Annotated in this window: 21 protein-coding genes and 1 pseudogene; 6 read left to right on the forward strand and 16 right to left on the reverse strand. The window is 38.8% G+C overall.

Annotated elements, in window-relative coordinates; translation table 11 throughout:
- Positions 1-184: 184 nt before the first annotated feature.
- Positions 185-1,117, reverse strand: a complete 933-nt coding sequence (locus tag AC4CUZ_RS16160; RefSeq protein ID WP_053579251.1) for an IS5-like element ISAba12 family transposase — start codon at positions 1,115-1,117, stop codon at positions 185-187.
- Between the two features lie 64 nt (positions 1,118-1,181).
- Here AC4CUZ_RS16160 and AC4CUZ_RS16165 point away from each other — a divergent pair.
- Positions 1,182-1,631: pseudogene (locus tag AC4CUZ_RS16165) on the forward strand (SDR family oxidoreductase); the annotation flags it as partial.
- A 405-nt stretch (positions 1,632-2,036) separates the two neighbouring features.
- Here AC4CUZ_RS16165 and AC4CUZ_RS16170 read toward each other — a convergent pair.
- The 8 genes from AC4CUZ_RS16170 to AC4CUZ_RS16205 all read right to left on the reverse strand — a co-directional run bounded on the left by AC4CUZ_RS16170 (position 2,037) and on the right by AC4CUZ_RS16205 (position 7,053).
- Positions 2,037-2,342, reverse strand: a complete 306-nt coding sequence (locus tag AC4CUZ_RS16170) for a hypothetical protein (RefSeq protein WP_094149123.1) — start codon at positions 2,340-2,342, stop codon at positions 2,037-2,039.
- Positions 2,343-2,598: 256 nt separating this feature from the next.
- Positions 2,599-3,237, reverse strand: a complete 639-nt coding sequence (locus tag AC4CUZ_RS16175) for a DUF6088 family protein (RefSeq protein WP_227556820.1) — start codon at positions 3,235-3,237, stop codon at positions 2,599-2,601.
- Positions 3,238-3,257: 20 nt separating this feature from the next.
- On the reverse strand, positions 3,258-3,539 hold the full coding sequence (locus AC4CUZ_RS16180; protein ID WP_094148776.1) for a hypothetical protein: 282 nt from the start codon (positions 3,537-3,539) through the stop codon (positions 3,258-3,260).
- Between the two features lie 32 nt (positions 3,540-3,571).
- Entirely contained in the window at positions 3,572-3,817 is a 246-nt protein-coding gene (locus AC4CUZ_RS16185) for a type II toxin-antitoxin system HicB family antitoxin (protein ID WP_094148775.1), read from the reverse strand.
- Positions 3,818-3,912: 95 nt separating this feature from the next.
- Positions 3,913-4,296: a hypothetical protein gene (locus AC4CUZ_RS16190; protein ID WP_094148774.1), complete on the reverse strand. Its 384-nt coding sequence runs from the start codon at positions 4,294-4,296 to the stop codon at positions 3,913-3,915.
- 33 nt (positions 4,297-4,329) lie between these two features.
- Positions 4,330-5,076, reverse strand: coding sequence for a hypothetical protein (locus AC4CUZ_RS16195; protein WP_125275051.1), 747 nt, complete (start codon positions 5,074-5,076; stop codon positions 4,330-4,332).
- Complete coding sequence (locus AC4CUZ_RS16200; RefSeq protein ID WP_125275052.1) at positions 5,066-6,418, reverse strand: CAP domain-containing protein; 1,353 nt, start codon at positions 6,416-6,418, stop codon at positions 5,066-5,068. The genes AC4CUZ_RS16195 and AC4CUZ_RS16200 overlap by 11 nt, the downstream gene beginning before the upstream one ends.
- A 26-nt stretch (positions 6,419-6,444) precedes the next feature.
- Positions 6,445-7,053, reverse strand: a complete 609-nt coding sequence (locus AC4CUZ_RS16205; RefSeq protein ID WP_125275053.1) for a hypothetical protein — start codon at positions 7,051-7,053, stop codon at positions 6,445-6,447.
- A 1,110-nt stretch (positions 7,054-8,163) separates the two neighbouring features.
- Here AC4CUZ_RS16205 and AC4CUZ_RS16210 point away from each other — a divergent pair.
- Entirely contained in the window at positions 8,164-8,502 is a 339-nt protein-coding gene (locus AC4CUZ_RS16210) for a hypothetical protein (protein ID WP_010326922.1), read from the forward strand.
- Positions 8,492-9,337 carry a hypothetical protein gene (locus AC4CUZ_RS16215; protein ID WP_010326923.1) on the forward strand — a complete coding sequence of 282 codons (846 nt, stop codon included), beginning with the start codon at positions 8,492-8,494 and terminating at the stop codon, positions 9,335-9,337. Before AC4CUZ_RS16210 ends, AC4CUZ_RS16215 begins: the two co-directional genes overlap by 11 nt.
- Before the next feature lie 68 nt (positions 9,338-9,405).
- On the opposite strand, the gene AC4CUZ_RS16220 is transcribed toward AC4CUZ_RS16215, so the two are convergent.
- Together AC4CUZ_RS16220 and AC4CUZ_RS16225 are read right to left on the reverse strand one after the other, a co-directional pair.
- Positions 9,406-10,356, reverse strand: a complete 951-nt coding sequence (locus AC4CUZ_RS16220; protein WP_029575044.1) for a MobA/MobL family protein — start codon at positions 10,354-10,356, stop codon at positions 9,406-9,408.
- Positions 10,357-10,478: 122 nt separating this feature from the next.
- Positions 10,479-11,507 (reverse strand): IS701 family transposase, encoded by a 1,029-nt coding sequence (locus AC4CUZ_RS16225; RefSeq protein ID WP_007116247.1) that lies wholly within the window; start codon positions 11,505-11,507, stop codon positions 10,479-10,481.
- A gap of 562 nt (positions 11,508-12,069) precedes the next feature.
- On the opposite strand from AC4CUZ_RS16225, the gene AC4CUZ_RS16230 reads away from it, so the two are divergent.
- Positions 12,070-12,768: a hypothetical protein gene (locus tag AC4CUZ_RS16230; protein WP_125275164.1), complete on the forward strand. Its 699-nt coding sequence runs from the start codon at positions 12,070-12,072 to the stop codon at positions 12,766-12,768.
- Between the two features lie 114 nt (positions 12,769-12,882).
- Here AC4CUZ_RS16230 and AC4CUZ_RS16235 read toward each other — a convergent pair whose 3' ends face one another.
- Complete coding sequence (locus AC4CUZ_RS16235) at positions 12,883-13,584, reverse strand: IS1 family transposase (protein ID WP_005005861.1); 702 nt, start codon at positions 13,582-13,584, stop codon at positions 12,883-12,885.
- A gap of 299 nt (positions 13,585-13,883) precedes the next feature.
- Between AC4CUZ_RS16235 and AC4CUZ_RS16240 the strand changes: the two genes are divergently transcribed.
- Complete coding sequence (locus AC4CUZ_RS16240) at positions 13,884-14,099, forward strand: hypothetical protein (protein ID WP_094148767.1); 216 nt, start codon at positions 13,884-13,886, stop codon at positions 14,097-14,099.
- 253 nt (positions 14,100-14,352) lie between these two features.
- Here the strand turns inward: AC4CUZ_RS16240 and groL are convergent, their stop codons facing one another.
- The 4 genes from groL to AC4CUZ_RS16260 all read right to left on the reverse strand — a co-directional run bounded on the left by groL (position 14,353) and on the right by AC4CUZ_RS16260 (position 18,236).
- Positions 14,353-15,987, reverse strand: coding sequence for a chaperonin GroEL (gene groL, locus AC4CUZ_RS16245; RefSeq protein ID WP_004694331.1), 1,635 nt, complete (start codon positions 15,985-15,987; stop codon positions 14,353-14,355).
- 67 nt (positions 15,988-16,054) lie between these two features.
- On the reverse strand, positions 16,055-16,345 hold the full coding sequence (locus AC4CUZ_RS16250; protein WP_010326285.1) for a co-chaperone GroES: 291 nt from the start codon (positions 16,343-16,345) through the stop codon (positions 16,055-16,057).
- Positions 16,346-16,539: 194 nt separating this feature from the next.
- Positions 16,540-17,316, reverse strand: coding sequence for a metallophosphoesterase family protein (locus AC4CUZ_RS16255; protein ID WP_151836895.1), 777 nt, complete (start codon positions 17,314-17,316; stop codon positions 16,540-16,542).
- Positions 17,313-18,236 carry a diacylglycerol/lipid kinase family protein gene (locus tag AC4CUZ_RS16260; RefSeq protein WP_151836896.1) on the reverse strand — a complete coding sequence of 308 codons (924 nt, stop codon included), beginning with the start codon at positions 18,234-18,236 and terminating at the stop codon, positions 17,313-17,315. Before AC4CUZ_RS16260 ends, AC4CUZ_RS16255 begins: the two co-directional genes overlap by 4 nt.
- A gap of 415 nt (positions 18,237-18,651) precedes the next feature.
- On the opposite strand from AC4CUZ_RS16260, the gene AC4CUZ_RS16265 reads away from it, so the two are divergent.
- Positions 18,652-20,484 carry a phosphoenolpyruvate carboxykinase (GTP) gene (locus tag AC4CUZ_RS16265; RefSeq protein WP_004694340.1) on the forward strand — a complete coding sequence of 611 codons (1,833 nt, stop codon included), beginning with the start codon at positions 18,652-18,654 and terminating at the stop codon, positions 20,482-20,484.
- Positions 20,485-20,529: the final 45 nt, after the last annotated feature.

Here is a 20,529-nt window from a genome sequence, read left to right on the forward strand (position 1 = left end):
TTCATAAGTATTGCCTAATAGAAACGCTCCACTGTAGTCTATGGAGTTCAGCCTAACCATTTGTGCTACTTCTGATATCAGTTAGGTGAAATAAATTTCAGATATAGATGTAAACAGAATACATTTTATAAAGGCTTTGTTGCACAAAGATTTGAAATGCAAAGCGCCCCTAATTGAGCCAAATTTAAGGCGTAACTTGGGTAAGTGGTCGACCTAATTCCGTAAATCTGTTAAGGACTGCTACACGTGCATGGATCTCATTCACTTGGCTATCAAAACTCCTTGCACTGAGTTTATCTCCTAATAATTTGATGCAATGCATCTTAGTTTCAACCAAACTTCGCCGATGATAGCCTGACCATTTTTTCCATAGTGTCCTGCCTAAACGTTTAATTGTTCGAAGTAATTCATTTCGCTCTAGCGAGCTACTCTTTGTATCTTTCCATGGTTTCGCATTTTTTCTAGGTGGAATCACCGCATGCGCTTGCCGATCTGCAATGACCTGACGGCATTGCTTGGTGTCATAAGCTCCATCGGTATAAACAGAGTCAATCCGCTCATCTTGTGGAATCTGATTAAGTAAATCACCAAGCACCTGTGAATCACTGACATTATTGGTTGTAAGCTGAACTGCTCGTATTTGTAGGGTTTTAGCATCTATACCAATATGAAGTTTACGCCATTGGCGACGATATTCAGGTCCATGTTTCTTGCGTTTCCATTCGCCCTCACCTAGAAACTTCATGCCTGTAGAGTCCATGAGTAGATGCAGCCCATCGCTACTTTTTTGGTAGCTGATTACAATATCAATATGCTTTTGTCTTCTACAAAGCGTGGTGTAATCTGGAGCTATCCAATTTAATCCGCAAAGTTTAATCAGACTTTGCACAAAGCCAGTGACCATACGTAAAGACAGACGGAATAAGGATTTAATCATTAAGCAGCATTGGATGGCTGCGTCGGAGTAGGTTTGATTTCGCCCTTGTTTGCCTTTTGATGGCGCATACCATTGCGTAGCAGGATCAAACCAAATGGCAATATTTCCGCGACTCATGAGTGCTCGGTTATATGCGGGCCAATTGGTTGTGCGGTAGATTTTGTGTGTAGGCTTCTTCATTTGAAAATTATATCGCTGAAAAACCCTTTACAGATAGGTTTGTGCAACAAAGCCCTTTCAAAATATAACGATAGAACAATTAGAAATAACATTTAAAACAAATATTTACTCGATGTTTTATCTGACTCAAGCAGTACTTCCTCATTTGAAAGAAGAGGACAGTATTATCAATACAACAAGTATTACGAGTTATCAAGGTCACGATGAGTTAATTGACTATGCAAGTACCAAAGGTGCTATTACAACATTTACGCGTAGTCTTTCTAACCATTTAATGAAGCAGAAAAAAGGAATTCGAGTAAATGGTGTGGCACCGGGTCCCATATGGACACCGTTAATTCCAAGTAGCTTTGATGCTGAAACAGTTGAAAAATTTGGTAAAGATACCCCAATGGGTAGAATGGGCCAACCAAGTGAAGTCGCTCCTGCATATTTATTCCTAGCCTCTGACGATGCAAGCTATATTACTGGGCAAGTCATACATGTGAATGGTGGGGAGATAGTCAATGGTTAATTTTGAAATTAGACCTCTTTCTAGAGGTCTTTTTATAGCATAACGAGACTATCATATATCTACGTATACAAAGCACGCTAATACAACAAAATGCTTTGCTCTATTTATTAGAATTTTAAGAAGAAAAAAAAACTTGTTGTGAAAAAAGAAGCCTGAAAGAGATTTTTTGTTTACACTGAATTACCTCTAATCTTCTTACGTAAGTGGTGGAAAAGATATTCTGAGCAAGGTGTTGATGGATTAAATTGTATTAGTTCTGACTTAATCTGACAGTTACCGATATTTGCTTAAAACTGTCTAGGATAAACTCAATCGGATTTTTCAAAGAGGGAATTTTAGCCCTATTTTCTTAAGTGGCTTATGCCGAAACAACAAAAATGGGAGCTGATCAACAGCTCCCATTTTTTATTTTTGTTCATGTTCTTTGTAGTATTGATGTGCTCTCTTAGAATTATGTTTCCAACTTTTAGCAACTTTATAAACGCAAGTCGGAAAATCATCCCAAACATGAGGTAAGCCTGTACCACGTGCTACACGAATTTTAAGCGAATAGCTTTTGTATTCAATACGATGCAAAAAATAAAAGCTAAGCTCTTGCTGAGTACTAAATTTCTTAAATATAGAACTTCTGACATTAGGGTAAACCTTCCAAAGATAATCGTGTCGAGTACTTTGTATTGATTGCTTGTATTGATGTTTTAGTTTTTTCATTGTTCCTCCTAGGTAACATTACCTAGAAGGGATCCTCTGCGAAATAGTACATCGTCTTTACCCCTGTGAATTAAAAATTAGTATGTAAAAATATCATCAAGTAGTATGAAATAAACTACTGCAAGATAGTATAACTAAAATCAATGTATACAATATTTGAGACCCATTAATTACTAAATACTGTCTTGTTTATTGGACTCAGGAAAAATATGAGGAATTCAAAACATTCTTAGCATTAAATACTGAAGCAAGAGATTTAGAGCCTAATGCAGGTAGCAGTCCAATTTTCATAATCACTCGTCAACCTTTTGATCCATTTCGGTAAATCGGCTGAAAGTAACTTTGCATACTCCTCAGGTGATAACTGATCTTTGATCGCTTTGATGATCTTATCATCCACAACATTTGGTCCTAAATAGTACAAAGCAGAGATCGCCATACCTACTTTTTGTAAAGGGTATTGGAGCAGTCGCTGATCATCCGTGTGATTCAGTACCACATCTACCCCAGCCAGTTTGAATCGCCTTGAACAGCCATTGGTATGCAAGACATGATATAGAGGCACTTGAGTACTTAAACCTAAACGATTGGCACAATAGCCTCCATCATATTGAAACGTCTCACCGGTTAATCGAGTTATCGCGGCTAACACTTTGGAGAGATCTGGGGGTAAGGCTCTCGGCGGATTAAAAAGATTTGAGAATTTAACTTTATAGTAAATATTAGGGATAACCTGACTGACCTCCCCCTGATCCAGATAGGCAGATAAAAAGCTTAATAGCTGCTTCTTAGAAAGAGCAACACTGATATCTTGAATAGAAAACACAGAGCCTGCTGATAAGTTTTTCAATTCAGCTTCTACTAAAAGTCTTTTAATATTGTCGTCTATAGGCACAATCCGTCATCTTGATATACTTATTTCAGACCAAATTTTTCTAAGGCAGCTTCATTAAAATCATCATTAAACATCTGCTTCACCCGATGCTCTCTTTTTAACGTTACGACAGTAGCGAAGAAACACGCCTCACATAAATGCAGTTCATACTGTTCTCCATTATGCTTCGACCCACTGCCCCAATTGGCTGACAGGACAGCATAGTTCAGTTGAGTGGATTCCATACAAACATCACATAAAATATCTGTCGTTTGCTCTAAGTCTTTGTGTTGCTCTAAATATTCATGTTCTTTTCTTTCCATCTCGATCTCCTCACTTTTGATGCATCTGAGATTTATTTCAGTGCCAGATCCAAAGCAATCATGATCTCACCTTCTTGGCATTCACTCGGTGGAGGTAAAGTCCGATCCTCTTCACGATAAAAGTCCATACTGGTGAACAGCGCATCTTTGGCCATCTGTAGGGCATCCTCGAAATTGTCACCGCAAGTCATTGCCTCTGGAATATCCCGAAATGAGACGTTGTAAGCTTGACCTTCTTGTTCAAATTTTGCTGGATAAAATATTGGACTACACACCATGATCGAATTCCTTTAATACTGATCAAACCATTCATTTCTTGCTTTTAAAGCCCCTGTCTCAGCAAGGGCCTGTCTTGATCATTGTTTTAAATGCTTTATCTAAAATAATAACCCAGCGTATCGTCTTTTGAGTCTCCCCACCCTGTCCAGATTTCTGTCAGCTGGACATAATCCTGATTGATACTTTTGACTTTGTATAAAAAGCTACGGGGCGGAGACGTTTCATTGAGACGTACTTTTTCAATTAAAATAAAAGTCTTGTCATCTAACCATCTGACTCTAAGATGTAAGGGATCCTGACATTGTCCCAGTTCTGCATACATCGCCGCATCTTTGCCATTTTTCGAGAAGGACAAGCCGGCACATTGAACCTCAGGAATGTCCATCACCAGACGCTTTCCGATCAGGCTTTCTTTGGCGCCCGCACAAGCCCAGCTTGAAAGGCTGAGACATAAGCCCGCTAAAAATATTTTTTTCATGATGCTACTCGTTATTTATTCAGTTGAAGTGGTTTAAAACAGATTGTCAATAAAGCCACACTGTAATATGTGCTGTGATGGATTCACGGGATGGTCATACAGACTGATATAGGCAATCATGTCGGTCAGATCAGAAACATCCCGTTTATAGTGCTGGGTATAGATGTAAATCTGTTTAGGGCTGTAACGCTTTCCGTTTTGAAAGACCTCTCCGTTAAACACCTTTAAATGCGGATACTGTTGAAAGACCTGCCGGGTCTTGGTTCGTTTCTCATTGTCATGTGCTGAGGCTTGATCCCACTGCTGTTTAAAGCGTTTAAATTGCTGCCCGCTATAGTGACTCAACTGAATCTTTAAACCCGCTTCAATGTTATCTTTGGTTTGGGCCATATCATCATTGCGATAAATCGAGGTACTTGCCCCAGCTACACTGACCTGCATCAAAGCCTCAATCCGTTGAATCGGATTGCGTTGATCTTTGGGCAGATAAACCTCAATTTCAGGACAATCCTCACAGTAGTTTTCATCGTCTGGATCATCCACAACGCTTGATTTTTGCTGGGTGTATTGCTGCTGAAATTGTTGTTGCAGCGTTGTTAGCTTAGATGCTACTGTATGCGTCCAATCGCCCGTGGCCAGTTGATTGCTAAAAGACTGTTCTTGCTTGGCCCAATCCAAACAGTTTAAGCCCTGCTCTAAAGTCACAGGCTGTGCCACCACAGTCTGCAATGCCAACAATGAAGCACTGGCGAGTAAAAATGATCTCAACTTAAATGTCATCGGATGGTTCTCCTGCTGAGCGTTGTTCTCCTGATAAGCGTTGTTCACCAGACTGATCATCAACTTTAAACCAGTAAGCATAGTCTTCAGCTTTTCCATCTACCATCACATGCTGCACATTAACGTCATAGATCACGTTGTATTCCATTGCGCTAAAATGAAATTGCAGGTTATTGGCCAATAAACCATAGCTGATATTGTCATACTGGATGTTGCTGATCGTTTGAGCTTGCTGATTATCCCGTCTCGTCACTGTGAGCTTCGCCTGTGAAAAATCGACTTGATTATTGGCATAGGCATTCTGTGGATTGACTAATATCGACAGGGATAAAGGTTCAGTTTTTGAAAAGAATTTCTTCGGATACACATGATATGGATAGGCAATCACCCCTTTCGGCATCGTGGTGCTTAGGGTTTGCGATGCATAGGGATAGACCACTTTCATGGCAGCGCCTAAGATGGTCGCTACGCTTTTAGCCTCAGTATTAGAGACTTCGCCATAGGCAGTTTTGCTCAGGAAGGGACTTAAGAGATGACGTCGATGACCAATGCTGACCGAGTTTTTTTCAATCAACCAATTAATCACATGGGTATCTGCACCGTAGCTGGCTAAAGGCTGATAGGCTTGAACAAAATTCAAGTTCGATGTCGAAGTCCCTTGATAACCAATATCACTAAAGCAGCGCCACGTACGATCCGGATAATGTGAGGTCTTTTCATTCACCGCCAGTAACATAGAGGCTTGCATCATCTGATCTTCATAGGCTTGGTCATAGCGAACTTTCGGCAGATGGTGTAAGGCACGGATCTCATTCAAGGTATTGATAAACAGCTGACGCTCCGCCTCACTGGGCCTCCCTGCCTGACAGGCATTCAGATCCTTAAGATCCTCTGCATCATTCTCAATGACATCCACCACCATTGTGCTATTCACAGGCAGAAGCTGTGAGGTTCCTGCCTGTGTCAGTTTTAAACTACATTCGCCCAAATCTAAGGCTTTGAGCTCCCCTTGTTCGAAGTCACAAATACTTGGACTCTGACTGCTAAAACTGAGGGTCAGATCTTGATCCGTCTTCAGATTTAACTGATAGCCCTGACCTTTGAGAAAGCGATGGATCTCTAAGGGTTCAAAGCGTTGTGCTGTCTTGTTTTTACAGATTCCTTCTTGTAGATATTCTGTTTCAGCACACGTCACGGGTTGAGGTGAAGTGCTGCCATTATTTGAGTCTTCTACTCCACCAGAACTTGAACCACCACCACATCCAACCATCGCCATACTGATGGCCAGCATCAAGGTGGTGGTTCTAATGGATGGTGTCCCCTTTTTTATGCGTTTCATCATTTTACACTCCCTCTTATTCTTGGTTTTTATTGGTAATGATCAGCCGACAGCAGTTGGCGGATTTCACTGGCCATTTTGGGGCTACGCCAAGGAAACAACACTTTAAGGCAGTAATGCGGTTTGAATGGGTCGCGTGTTCCAATATTGACTTGGTATTCTCTTTTGACTGGGCTGCGATGTTCGTGATGGTGGATATGCGTTCCCGTCATCGGATTGCTGGTGATTGTGCTGGAATAAGAGACTTTATCTTCAACTAAGTTGAAGTGGCCAACCGAAGTAATATAGTCAAATGGGTATTTCACTAAACGCTGTTCAGGTTCATCAAACAGAATAATGGTTTTATGCTGACTGTTAATCCAGACCCCACGATTGTGATAATTAAACTGTTCACCTTGACGGGTCAGTTGCTCCGTCATACCTGCAAAGTAGGTATTGCCATATGTATAGAAGTAATAAACAATCACAAACCATAACAGCCAGATGCCAAAGAATAGAGAACCAAACCAGCTAAAGGAAAAGACTTTGGCCATAATTAAAAAGATGACGATTGGCACCACGATGCACTTTACAAAGACTTTGGATTTTGGTGGGCGATTTTCGATTGGAATGATTTTTGGTTGAGTGAATTCAGACATCATTGTTCCCCGCATGTTCAATGCAATTGACAATCACAAGGGGATATAAAAATAAGTATTTTTTATAGGCGTGATTGAGCCATCCACCTTAGAGATTGTTCGTGTAAAAATGTTTTTTTAATACAGCTTAAAAATTAAAATCAGTGCTGTATGCCCTGTTGAATGACACAACAAGGTTGAACAGGTGCGGAGGCACAATAAAGAATAGATGGATACAGCATGAGAAGCTCCTAGATGTAATAGAAGTTCTACCAAATTACTGTCAAATAATGGTGGCAGAACGAAAAGGGGTTGACAGACTGATCATCTAGGAATCAGCACACCCGAAAGTGTCCCCCTTCCGTCCTACCATAGAAAAAAAGGGGGACGTGAAGATTCCCACATTCAGTTTATATCCAAAAATATAAACCTCATGTGCTAGATGAATCGGTCTGTCAAAACCGACTGGCAATGTAGGCCAGCGAGCTCATATTAGATTTATCCAGCGCTTTAGTCAATTTCGCGATACGATAAAATTCACATGATCGCCTTGAATAAATTCAGTTAAGTTATTGATTTCACCCATAAGCTCAAATTAAAACCATCAATGGGCTGATTTTGATGCTATGGATCGGTTTAAAATGAACTGCTCTTCTGTAATAAAATAAATGAATAAAATGATTGAATAGATCTTCACCAAACATTCACTTTTTTAAGTGGATCTGAAGAAAAGCCCTGCCGTATCCAACGACATACTCCTGTTCATCATAGGTAAACCCAGCCGTCAGACTTCCCCAATAACTAAAGCTTAATCAATGAATTAATTAAATGTAGCGTTTTGTAAAAATATGCAAATACAGCGTTGACAGTGCAATGGATACGCAGATAAGCTTATAGGACACAGCAAAATCTGTGTTCAGGCGTGAGAACCTGATACAATCTAGGTGCAAATTAATGTCGCACTCGCGGCTATTTTTTTGTCTACTGTTTTAGCAGTCGTTATGGCAGCTTGATAGGGCAACCGTAAGGTTGGCTGATCCTAGATTCAGTATTCTCACCCCTGTCTCGCTGCCACCATTACCGTGAGAAGTAATGCTGGTAAGTATTTAAAACTTATCTAGGACTACTGCTATGAACGCTACTTTTCATGGTGCATACACTTGCACATCTAAAAAACAAGCCTCTCAACTGATTGTTGAACTTGGCAAAAGCATTTCAAATCCCCAGCGTCAAAGTCTAACCCATCTTTATCAAGCACTCGATACTGCAGACTCCTTGTTGACCGAGCTTGAACATGCGCACCAAATTATTCGTCAATGTATGCGCCAGATGAATGATGAACAAATCGCTGAAGTCGCAAAACTCAATCAAAATAATCATACCCCATCGCTCTGGGCATTCCGCACCCATCAACGTCAAAACCTGATTGAACGTGCTGAGCGTCTTTTGGGAGCACGTTATGAAGCATAATCAGCATATTCTGCTGGCTCCCTCTGACTACCCTTTAATTGCTTCGCCTACGCTTGCAAAAGCGTATGGCGTCGCAGCCGCGACTTTTTTACAAAAGCTGCACTACTGTTTAGAACACAGTGATGCTCAAGTCCACAAAGGAAAAAAGTATTGGTTTCATAGCTATGAACAGTGGCAACAAACTCTGGGGATTTATAGTGTCTCCACAATCAAACGGATCGTCGCTAAATTAAAACAAGCGGAGATTTTAGTGATTAAAAAGCTCTCAAAAAATAAATGGCTTCAAACCAACTTTTATTCAATTAACTATCGAAAGTTAAAGCAACTGATCCAGCCGAATACTGAAACTCAAGCTCAACCGCAATCGTCGGTGCAAATGACAAATACAACTGGTACAAAGCCTGAAAGAAGTACAAATCCACTTAAAGACACCCAAGCTGATACGCTAACGCAGTCAATTCAACACGCGTTTCACACTCTCAAAACTCAGACAGATACACCCACACAGTCCTTAAGACCAGCGAAAAGTTCCGTACAACCGAAAATTGTCATTTCTGGAAATACGACGGCACAAGGATTGAGTCAGCCACGCTCTCCAATTGCATCACATGAAATTTTGAAAAATATGAACCCTGATTATCGTCATTTTTATCAAGCGCTGTTGCAGCAGCGCGTTGATATTCATTATGCAGATCAGCGCATTCAGCATTTACTCAAACAGCAGAAACACGTGATTCGACATATTGCCTATATCAAACAGCATTTTTCAGGTCAGGATCGTTATCAATGGCATGCACTTGAGCAATTGCAAATCGACAGCTATTTAATCAAGTAAGCAAGTTCATCTTATCCAGATTGAACTTGCTTATTAGAAACTATCCTTACACTGAGAATCAAAATAAATTAGAAGTCGAAATCATTAGATTTTGGCTTCTGAACAATATCATTATTTTCATATTGATACTGATTTTTTCTGGACAATTCAAGCTGATACTCGGCTTGATGCAATTCATATAAATTCGCTTCTCGAATCTCTTTAACTGTTTGCCTAACCATTTGAATTTTTTCTTGAATATTCGGATCTTTACTATGTAAATAATGCCTCGGTATTTGCGGAACATCTTTTAAATTTGTCCCATTTTTTTGATTATAATCTTCATTCGATAAACATGAGACCTTATTTTCGACGTGGAACTTAATTCCGTAGATCTCCACCTCTTTAATGGGTGCATATTCTTTTAAAAATTTATTTATGACATTTTCTGTGATTTTTCGATAATGATTAATTTGATGACGACCGAGACCAATTACATCTGCTGTTAGTTTCTTGGCACCGCCTCTCTCAGGATTCTTTGGACAGTGTCTTTGAAAATACAGTTCTGGTGTTCGTTCAATGCCATCATAAATACTTCGCTCTGAATATAATAAATGTAGGTGTGGTTGTTCATAACGCCCATCTAGGGTTGAAACATGATTGTGGATGGCAAAGCTGTAGGGCATCTGATATTGACCGCAGAATTCATATATAAGTTGATTTGATAAATCTATCCGCTGCATATAATTGAGTTCTTTCGGCAGAGCCACGGTAATATGCGTAGATGTCCTCCCCTTCATACTTTCATATTGATCCGCTGCATTCCAAAATACTTCGGGGCAATCAGCTGCCCAGATTGGCATATTGGCTGATGCTGTATATTCAAGCTCTTCAATATCTTGTTTATGCGTTGAAAAATATAATGTTCGCGTAATGTAGTGATAACCGAGTTCTGAAGAATGTCTAAATTTGTCTCTACGCAAATTTTTATGCTGAATTTTTAGTTCTTTCACATTATGACGTAAATCAAAATAATACATATACAAATCCAATTTCAAATAAAGAAAATGGAGCATATAAAATTATTCAAAAATTTTATTCGTTTGATACAGAAAATGAAAAAATAATGCGTTTTTTTATAGAAAATAGGACTTACGCACTATTATTTATAGATTCTCTGTGGTAGCAGATGATTTTTATCGAGAATAAAGTCATCAATGAAGTTTTTGATAACTGGTCTAAATAATTTCTTCTGCCAACGATATACATTTTCAAAGATCCGCTCAAACTGGTTCTTTTGTATCTCGACGTAGGCCATCAAGGCTGAAAAAATATGATTCAAAATCAGTTTAGATCGTCTTACTTGAAACTTTTCAATATGACAAACCTGTTTAATCACCCGGTGATATTGCTCTATTTTCCAATGACTTGAATGTAATTCATGAAAACCCTCAAAGGACAATAAATCATCTTCATCTTGATGCACAATATAAAACCTCTGCTGTTCTTTTAACTGAGTCTTAAATAATTGTACAAAGCCAAAATCTTTGAGCCAGACCACTTGACCCTGATGGAAATTTGGCAATAAACGCAGTTGAAACCATTGTCCTTTTTCTGGGGAAACCTTACGGTTACAGTCGATACCAAACATAAATCGAATACCATATTTTCTTATGGTTTTTAGATTTCCAGTCGATGAATACCAACTATCACCTGTAATAAATTGAATCTTTGCACCCCAACTGAGTACTTCACTTAACATATCCATAAAGTAATCATTCTTGGTTTTACTTTCAGATTTGTCATAAATTCGGAAATTAATTGGAATATTTTGACCATTCTGATCTGTCGCATACAAGGTAATGAGATTAATACCCTTGACGGATCGGTGGTGTTTGCCTGACCAAAAATAGCTAACCAAGTCCATATGTTGACTATAGGGTTTATCTAAAACAGTATCATCAATACTGACTATAAGTTTATTATTATCAATATGTTGAATTGCTTCTTGATATAGGTCGTGAGGTGTGTAGTCTTCACGTTCTAGAAAGCGATTTACACTATCATGCGAGATGTTATAAGTCTCGGCAAGTTGTGTGCAGCTAATAGAGTTCGGTTCTGTCATGAGAAAGCCCATATAAATGGGTAATGTACAAGTTGCTGTAGAAGCATGTTTAATTCGTCTGATCACAGATACTTTATAAAGTATTTTAATACTTTTTTGAATCCGTCAATGCGTAAGTCCTAGAAAATATATCAGCATCATAAATGTATGTACTTTTAACGTGTAACACCCCCCAGTTTTAACGTGTAACAACAGAAATTTTAACGTGTAACACCGAACGAAATTTAAGCAAAAAAACATGTAACAGCCCCAATTTTTAACGTGTAACAGGCGTTTGTGCAATTTTTAGCCACTTCAAGTAAATTTTCGAATATTTAATAAATAATATCATTTAAATACAAACACTTAACTAACTAAAAGTGCTCCGCAGGACGAGCCGTAGTGTTCATTAAAATTTTCTGAAAGAAAATTTTAATGAACACGGAGACGAGATAAAAATCTTTTTTTTGCATTCGCAAAAAATGATTTTTATCTCTCACCACTAACAGCTCAAACTAACAGCAAACTAAAAGTGACTAACAGTGAGTAGAAAAAAAAGCAGCAATTTTTTTGAATATTTCAACTTTTCTCAAGTTTTAAAATTAACATGTGATATAAATTTTTATATTTTTAGTGAGAAAATATCACAATGAGTCATACAGCATTAACAACACAAGACCACATTAATTCAATCGAATATTTTGCAATGAATAATGCTACATTCGAAAGTTCACATTATGATGTCATTCAATTAATCGAACAAAAAAAATTAGGGGAACTGAGTGATAAAGAAAAACAATTAATCAGAAAAACGTATCTATATACAAAAAAAAGAAAGACGTATGATAATAAACTTCTTTTTATATCTAAAAAAGATCCAAAATCGATCACAAAAATAGAACGCGATATTTTAGATTATAGTTATTTCGGAGAAGTTGTTCCACCAGTGCTTGAACATTATTTTTTAGCTGAAAAAATGTTAGACAATTATATGTCAAAATTACCCGATGATATAAAAATAAAAATCCATCAAAACATCTTAGACACGGATGATGCTTTAGAAAAGAAACAAAATATTAAAAAGAGAAATAGAGAGAATCATCAAAAATTTTTTATTGGTGGGACATTATTGTCGCTTCTTAAATTAAATAATAATGATGATGATCCAATCGATATATTATTTGAGATCATGAAACTCTATTTAATGCATGATTATTTTGAGAGAAAATCATTTAACACTGAAGAGATAAATGAATTTAGTACTTCAGAAACTGGAAGAGAATTTAACAACAAAAAGAATTCAATTTTACTCAATTTAAATAATCCATTCTTAATTTACGATGAGTAAATAAAAAAACTAACAGAAAAAGCAGTATGCGTTAATAGCCGACCTTTTTTTCAGGGTCGGCTAAGCCGTGTGCGTTTTTAAAAATTTGGTGGTGTTTTAAAAAGTATGCTGACATTAAATGAAGCCATTATTGATGTAAAAGAAGGTTAAGTCGAAGGCTTTAAAATGGTTTTCAAGCTTTTTGGAGAAATTGCAACTTCTTCTAAAACCACGCCTTATTCGATGCCTTATTTTGCAATTATTACCTTCAATTCCTACAGTAAACAACTTACCAATACTTTGCTTGCAGTTTTTAAAAGCAGTGATGAAACTGTCCCAATGATCACTTGCAATTCGGGTGTAGTGAATACCTAATTGTTTAAGCTTTGTCTTCAACCTTTGGACTGTAGCTAAATCTCTCTTACCCCAAACATAAGCAACAATCTCACCTGTTTCTCGATGGTAGGCGTAAATAAGCCATTGTTTATTATTTTTATTTCCAACAAAAGTCCAGAATTCATCTACTTCGAGAGATTCATAATGACTTTGTTTAGGCTGAATTTGATAGGCCGATTCAGTTAAAGTCCGTAAGACTTTACCGATACTAATGCGCTCAACTTCAGCGATATCTCGTATACCGCTGCCTCTGACCATTAACTGTAATATTTTACGAGTAATGCCAGAATTACATCCTAGATAGCTCAGAGCATGGTCACCAATAAACTGACGTTTGCAGTCTTTGCATTGGTAGTTTTGTTTCCCATCTACTTTGATGCCATTTTTCTTTATACTGTCACTGAGGCAGGTTGGACATTTGATTTCTAGAGTTATTTGCATTTCTCTATTTTATCAAAATTCAACCTGCTTTTTTTTAGCATACTTTTTGATACACCACCAAAAATTTAACTCTCTTACTTTATAATAATATTTTTTTAAAAATCACTTTACAAAAAACCATTTCTAATTTAATGAATATCCATCTAAACAAACTTAAGATTATTTTACTGATATAATAAATTAAAAAATAAACCTTTTTTTTGTTTTTTAAACTTTTCTCATCTTTTTTTATATTGATTTGATAATCTTTATTTTAAGAGTGTATCTATTAAAACCAGATAATAAAGGAGATGATTTATATGGGTGTATGCATAGATCTTACAAACACAGAAAGGCGCGTATCTACAGCTGAATTTGCTTTGAGAATGAATATCTCTGAAAAAGAACTATATGATCGAATTAAAAGCGGTCGTGTGAAAAGACCAATAAAAGATGGGCGTAAAAATTACTGGCTTAATAGTTATGTGCTTGCCTGTATTCTTCATGAGGAAGATTCCATTCTTACGCCAGATTGACGTAAATGTTGTTCTATGACTAAAAGTGCCTGATTTTTTAACATATCCACTCATCTAGTAGTCAAATTCTTAATCCATACTATGACTTCTTGAAGAAAACTAAGCATAGGACTATAAAATTAAAAAAAGGCCACAAATAAAATTTGTGACCTTTTTTGTAACAAACTCAAATGTGAGTAACACTGTGAGTAAGTTTATTTAATAAAATTTTAATTATATTAAATTACAGTAGTTTAATCAAAATATAGGCAGCTTACATCATTCCGCCCATACCACCCATGCCGCCCATATCAGGCATTGCAGGCTTGTCTTCTGGAACGTCAGTAATCATACATTCGGTTGTCAACATTAAACCTGCTACAGATGCAGCATGCTCAAGTGCAGAACGCGTTACTTTCGCAGGGTCAAGAATACCCATTTCTAGCATGTCACCATACTCAGAAGTAGCAGCGTTATAACCGAAGTTACCTTCACCATTTTTCACAGCGTTGATCACAACAGAAGGCTCATCACCCGCATTGGCAACGATTTGACGAAGTGGTGCTTCAATTGCACGACGTAAAATGTTGATACCTACATTTTGATCGTCATTCGCACCATTTACGCCATCAAGCGCAGCTGCAGCACGTACCAGTGCAACACCACCACCAGCAACCACACCTTCTTCAACTGCAGCACGCGTTGCATGAAGTGCATCGTCAACACGGTCTTTCTTCTCTTTCATTTCAACTTCAGTCGCTGCACCAATTTTGATTACAGCAACACCGCCCGCTAATTTAGCAACACGTTCTTGAAGTTTTTCTTTGTCGTATTCAGAAGACGATTCTTCAATTTGCGCACGGATTTGAGTCACACGTTCAGCAATTTGAGCTGCATCACCAGCACCGTCAACAATCACAGTGTTCTCTTTAGACACAGTAATTTTGTGCGCAGTACCTAAGTCTTGAAGAGAAGCTTGCTCTAAAGTCATGCCGACTTCTTCAGAAATCACAGTCGCACCCGTCAAGATTGCGATATCTTGAAGCATTGCTTTACGACGGTCACCAAAACCTGGCGCTTTAACCGCACATACTTTGATAATTCCGCGCATGTTGTTAACAACAAGTGTAGCTAAAGCCTCACCTTCAACATCTTCAGCGATGATTAAAAGTGGTTTACCTGTTTTAGCAACAGCTTCAAGTACAGTAATTAATTCACGGATGTTGCTGATTTTTTTGTCAACAAGCAAGATGAACGGATTTTCAAGTTCAGCCGTTAATGTATCTTGTTTGTTTGCAAAGTATGGGCTGATATAACCACGGTCAAACTGCATACCTTCAACAACGTCCAAAGCATCTTCAAAGCCTGAACCTTCTTCAACGGTAATCACGCCTTCTTTACCTACGCGTTCCATTGCTTGTGCAATGAGTTTACCTACAGTTTCGTCAGAGTTTGCAGAGATTGAACCGACTTGTTCAATTGCTTTGGTATCAGAAGCAGGTTTTGCTGTTGCTTTAATTTCAGCAACTAAGGCTTTAACAGCCAAGTCGATACCACGTTTCAAGTCCATTGGGTTCATGCCCGCTGTTACAGACTTGATGCCTTCATTTAAAATTGCTTGAGCAAGTACAGTTGCAGTTGTTGTACCGTCACCAGCGATGTCATTGGTTTTAGAAGATACTTCACGAACCAATTGAGCGCCCATGTTCTCAAATTTGTCTTTTAGAGAAATTTCTTTCGCAACAGTTACACCATCTTTAGTGATGTGCGGTGCACCAAAAGAACGGTCAATCACAACGTTACGGCCTTTAGGACCTAAAGTTACTTTTACAGCATCTGCAAGCACGTTTACGCCTGCAATCATTTTAGAACGAGCTGAATCACCAAATTTTACGTCTTTAGCTGACATACTAAACTCCAAATATTCTTAAATTTTAATCAATTGTATTGCTTAAACAGCAAATGAACGTTCTGAATTAACCTTCAAGAACCGCTAAAATATCAGACTCTTTCATCACAAGAAGTTCTTCGCCTTCAACTTTAACTTTAGTGCCTGCATATGCACCAAACAGTACATTGTCGCCCACTTTTACATCTAAAGCACGAACGCCATTGTCTGTAATTTTGCCATTGCCTACTGCAATGATTTCACCTTGAGCTGGCTGTTCAGCAGCAGAAGTACTCAAAATTAAACCACCCGCAGTTTTAGTTTCCTTTTCTACGCGGCGAATCACAACGTTGTCATGTAAAGGACGAATTTTGCTCATTTCTAGCTCCATAGACATTTTCAAAATGCCATTGTTTACGATGTGAAGATGACTTCTTATTCCTAGGTCATCAACAAAATTTTGATATGACACTTTTGTGGGGATGGAATAAAACGCTTCAAGGGCAAACACAAAATATTTTTATATTTTTGCGCTCTTTTTAAGCAAACCTCATCAAAGTTTAGACACTCGATTCAATCTGAGGTATTTTGCTGCATCAACTCGAAGCGATTTGTTTCAGCGTTAAAGCTAAAATGTTGTACATCGGCATTCGGCAAAATAATATTCAAGCTATTGGGCAAGCCCGCATGTAAACGATAAGACGTTGCCGTTCCTGCATGAATATCCAGCACAGGATGCGATACCCCAAGTTGATAAATCTGATTCAAATCATAAACGGCAGCGTGGTGTAAATGCCCATGTAAGAGTCCATTTAAACCATGTTGGCTCCATTGCTCCAACGCAATACGACCAAGCATTGGACAGTCTTTCACACAATGACTATGGTCTGGCGGAGTATAAAAAGGCTGATGCGCGGCGATCAGTTTAAGTTTGTGTGCAGGTGCTTGCTGCAATTTTAGGTCAATCTCTTGAATTTGGCTCAGTGAAATATGCCCTCGCGTATGGTAACGCCGACGAATACTATTCACTCCAATGACATAAAAATGTTCAGTTTCTAAGGTGTTTTCCATCCCCCCAAAAAACAGTTGATAACGTGCAAAGGGGCTAAAAAAACGATTCCACACATGGTAAAGCGGAATGTCATGATTCCCCGGCACCACCAAATACGGTAGCTTTAAACTGTCTAAAAACTGCCGACAAGCATAAAACTGAATAAACCGTGCACGTTGGGTCAAGTCCCCACTGACCACTACGGCTTCAAAAGGATGTTCCTCACATAACTGACGAATGGCCTGCATACAGGCTTCGCGTTCGGTTCCAAAGTGTAAATCCGACAAATGTAAAATCATGCGGGAACCATGATATTCAGCGCATGCTTACGTACTGTAATTTTCAGCGGTGGTGTCATCGTGACAATTTCTCCATCTACCGCAACCGTGAGCTTATTACGCTTTGAATGAACAATCACTTCATCTGCTGCAAAGCTATAGACATCGGAAGCCTGATCCAAATTGCCTTTTATCAGCTGCCATAAGGTCTTGAACAAAGTCCGCTTATCACTTTTTGCTACTACCACGCCCGCTACTTTGCCTGCTTCCGCCGCCTTGGCAATGCGTAGTTTCATTTCAGCCAGTTGAAGCTGATTATTGCCAAAGAAAATCAATGGCGTTTTCACTGGATAGCGCTGTCCATCGACTTCTACTTCAAGTTTTAACTCTTTTCGGTCGCGGATGAGAACATCCAATGCCGAGGTATACGCATGCAATGGAAAACGTCCAAAATGCTTATTAAACTGTTCTCTTTTTTGAATAAATAAAGGATAAAGCCCTAAACTAGCATTGTTCAGATAGATATGTTGATTCAGCTGTGCCACATGTACAGAACGTGGCTGCCCTTCACTAATGGCTTTGGCTGCGTCTAATAAATCCAGCGGAATATTCAACACTCGTGCAACATAGTTAAATGTACCTAGAGGCAAGATCCCCATGGGAATATCCGTTCCCATCAATTTAGATGCAACTGCATTTAAAGTACCATCCCCACCTGCAGCAACGATGACCCCTACATTTTCCGCTTGACGATGGCGTAGTAAAATCTCTTGCATCATCTGATCAAAGTTCATGCACTCACTTAACTCAAATGACTGTATTTCAAAACCTGCGGTACTCAGATCTGCTACCAACTGTTCATACACTTCATCTTTATTTGCGGCATGAAAACCTGATTTTTTATTATAAATAAGTGATAAAGGTTTGAGTTGCTCTGACATTTTGCACCTAAACTTGAAGTAATTGCTCTATTTTTGTCCAAATATTCAACACTTAACAGTTTTGTTATGTAAAATTCAAATGATTACCATTTATTTAATCAATAATAAATCTCAATCACAAAATAAATGCAAGCATATGATTTTAATACTAATATCTTAAATGAATAATCTTCATAAATATAATAAATACACAAAATAAAAGCAAAAAATCAAACCAAACTATTGTTTTTTAATAGTTAAAATGAAGCAACCCCATCGAACTGTTCATAATTTAGATACGCCTTTGGTCTTATTTTTTTTATCAAATTATGCTTTAATACAGCCACTTTTTTTTCATCTTTTCATCTCTGCAGTAAATTTTATTGCTGAGATTGTACTTTGTACAAACGTGTACATATTTGAGATAGGCCTCACCATGACCCAAGTGAACGCACCAGAATTCGTTCGTCACCCTAAGCTTATTGCGTGGGTGGAAGAAATTGCAAAATTAACAAAACCAGCGAAAATTGAATGGTGTGACGGCAGCGAAGAAGAATATCAACGTTATATCAACTTGATGATCGCTAACGGCACAATGCAAGCGCTTAACCAAGAAACGCATCCTGGTTCTTATCTTGCTAATTCTGATCCTTCTGACGTTGCTCGTGTTGAAGGTCGTACTTACATCTGCTCTGAAAAACAAGAAGATGCTGGCGCAACAAACAACTGGGAAGAGCCTGCTGAAATGCGTGCTCGTCTAAATGGTTTGTTTGACGGCTCAATGGCAGGTCGTACTTTATATGTAGTACCGTTCTCTATGGGCCCATTGGGTTCTCATATTGCGCACATTGGTATCGAATTAACTGACTCTCCTTATGTAGCAGTTAGCATGTCTAAAATGGCTCGCATGGGTAAAGCTGTTTATGACGTTCTTGGTACAGACGGTGAATTTATTCCTTGCGTACATACTGTTGGTGCGCCGCTTGCTGATGGCGAAAAAGATGTTGCATGGCCTTGCAACCCTGAAAAATACATCGTTCATTACCCAGAAACACGTGAAATCTGGTCTTACGGTTCTGGTTACGGCGGTAACGCATTGTTAGGTAAAAAATGCTTAGCTTTACGTATTGCTTCTTCTATGGGTCGTCAACAAGGTTGGTTAGCAGAACATATGCTGATCCTTGGTGTGACTAATCCTCAAGGCGAAAAACACTACATCGCAGCGGCATTCCCTTCTGCTTGTGGTAAAACAAACTTCGCGATGTTGATTCCACCAGCTGGCTACGAAGGTTGGAAAATTGAAACTGTAGGTGATGATATTGCTTGGATCAAACCAGGTGAAGATGGTCGCTTATACGCAATCAACCCAGAAGCAGGTTTCTTCGGTGTAGCACCTGGTACAAATACCAAGACCAACCCGAACTGCATGGCGACATTGACTAAAGATGTCATCTATACCAACGTTGCGGTAACTGACAACGGTGAAGTATGGTGGGAAGGTCTTACTAAAGAAGCACCTGCCAACCTAACCAACTGGAAAGGTCAACCACATGTTGCTGGTGAAAAAGCAGCTCATCCAAATGCGCGCTTTACTGTTTCAGCGGGTCAATGTCCTTCTATCGATGCTGACTGGGAAAATCCAGCAGGTGTTCCAATTTCAGCGTTCATCTTTGGTGGTCGCCGTGCGGACACAGTGCCTCTAATCTCAGAAGCATTTGACTGGGTAGATGGTGTTTACAAAGCTGCAACTATGGGCTCTGAAACAACTGCTGCCGCTGTTGGCCAACAAGGTATTGTTCGTCGTGACCCATTCGCAATGCTTCCATTTGCGGGTTACAACATGGCGGATTACTTCTCTCACTGGTTAGAGCTTGGTGAAGAAGTTGCAGCGAAAGCTAAAGCTGCGGGGAACAAACTTCCAGGCATCTACAACGTGAACTGGTTCCGTCGTGATGCTGAAGGCAACTTCGTATGGCCTGGTTTCGGTCAAAACATGCGTGTTCTTGAGTGGATCATTGACCGTTGTGAAGGCCGTGCTGATGCAGTTGAAACACCAATTGGTTTAGTTCCAACTTATGAACAGTTGAACTGGACAGGTTCTGACTTCACTAAAGCCCAGTTTGACCTTGTGACTTCTCAAGATAAAGATCAATGGATCAAAGAGCTTGAAAGCCATACTGAGCTATTCGACAAACTTGGTGAACGCCTACCAGCGGCACTTAAAGCTCGCCAAAACGAACTTTTAGATGCTGTTAAGCAATCTGCTTAATCTTTAAATTAAGCCAAAAAAGACCGCGTAAGCGGTCTTTTTTTA

This window comes from Acinetobacter sp. 789_lipA (assembly GCF_058242845.1).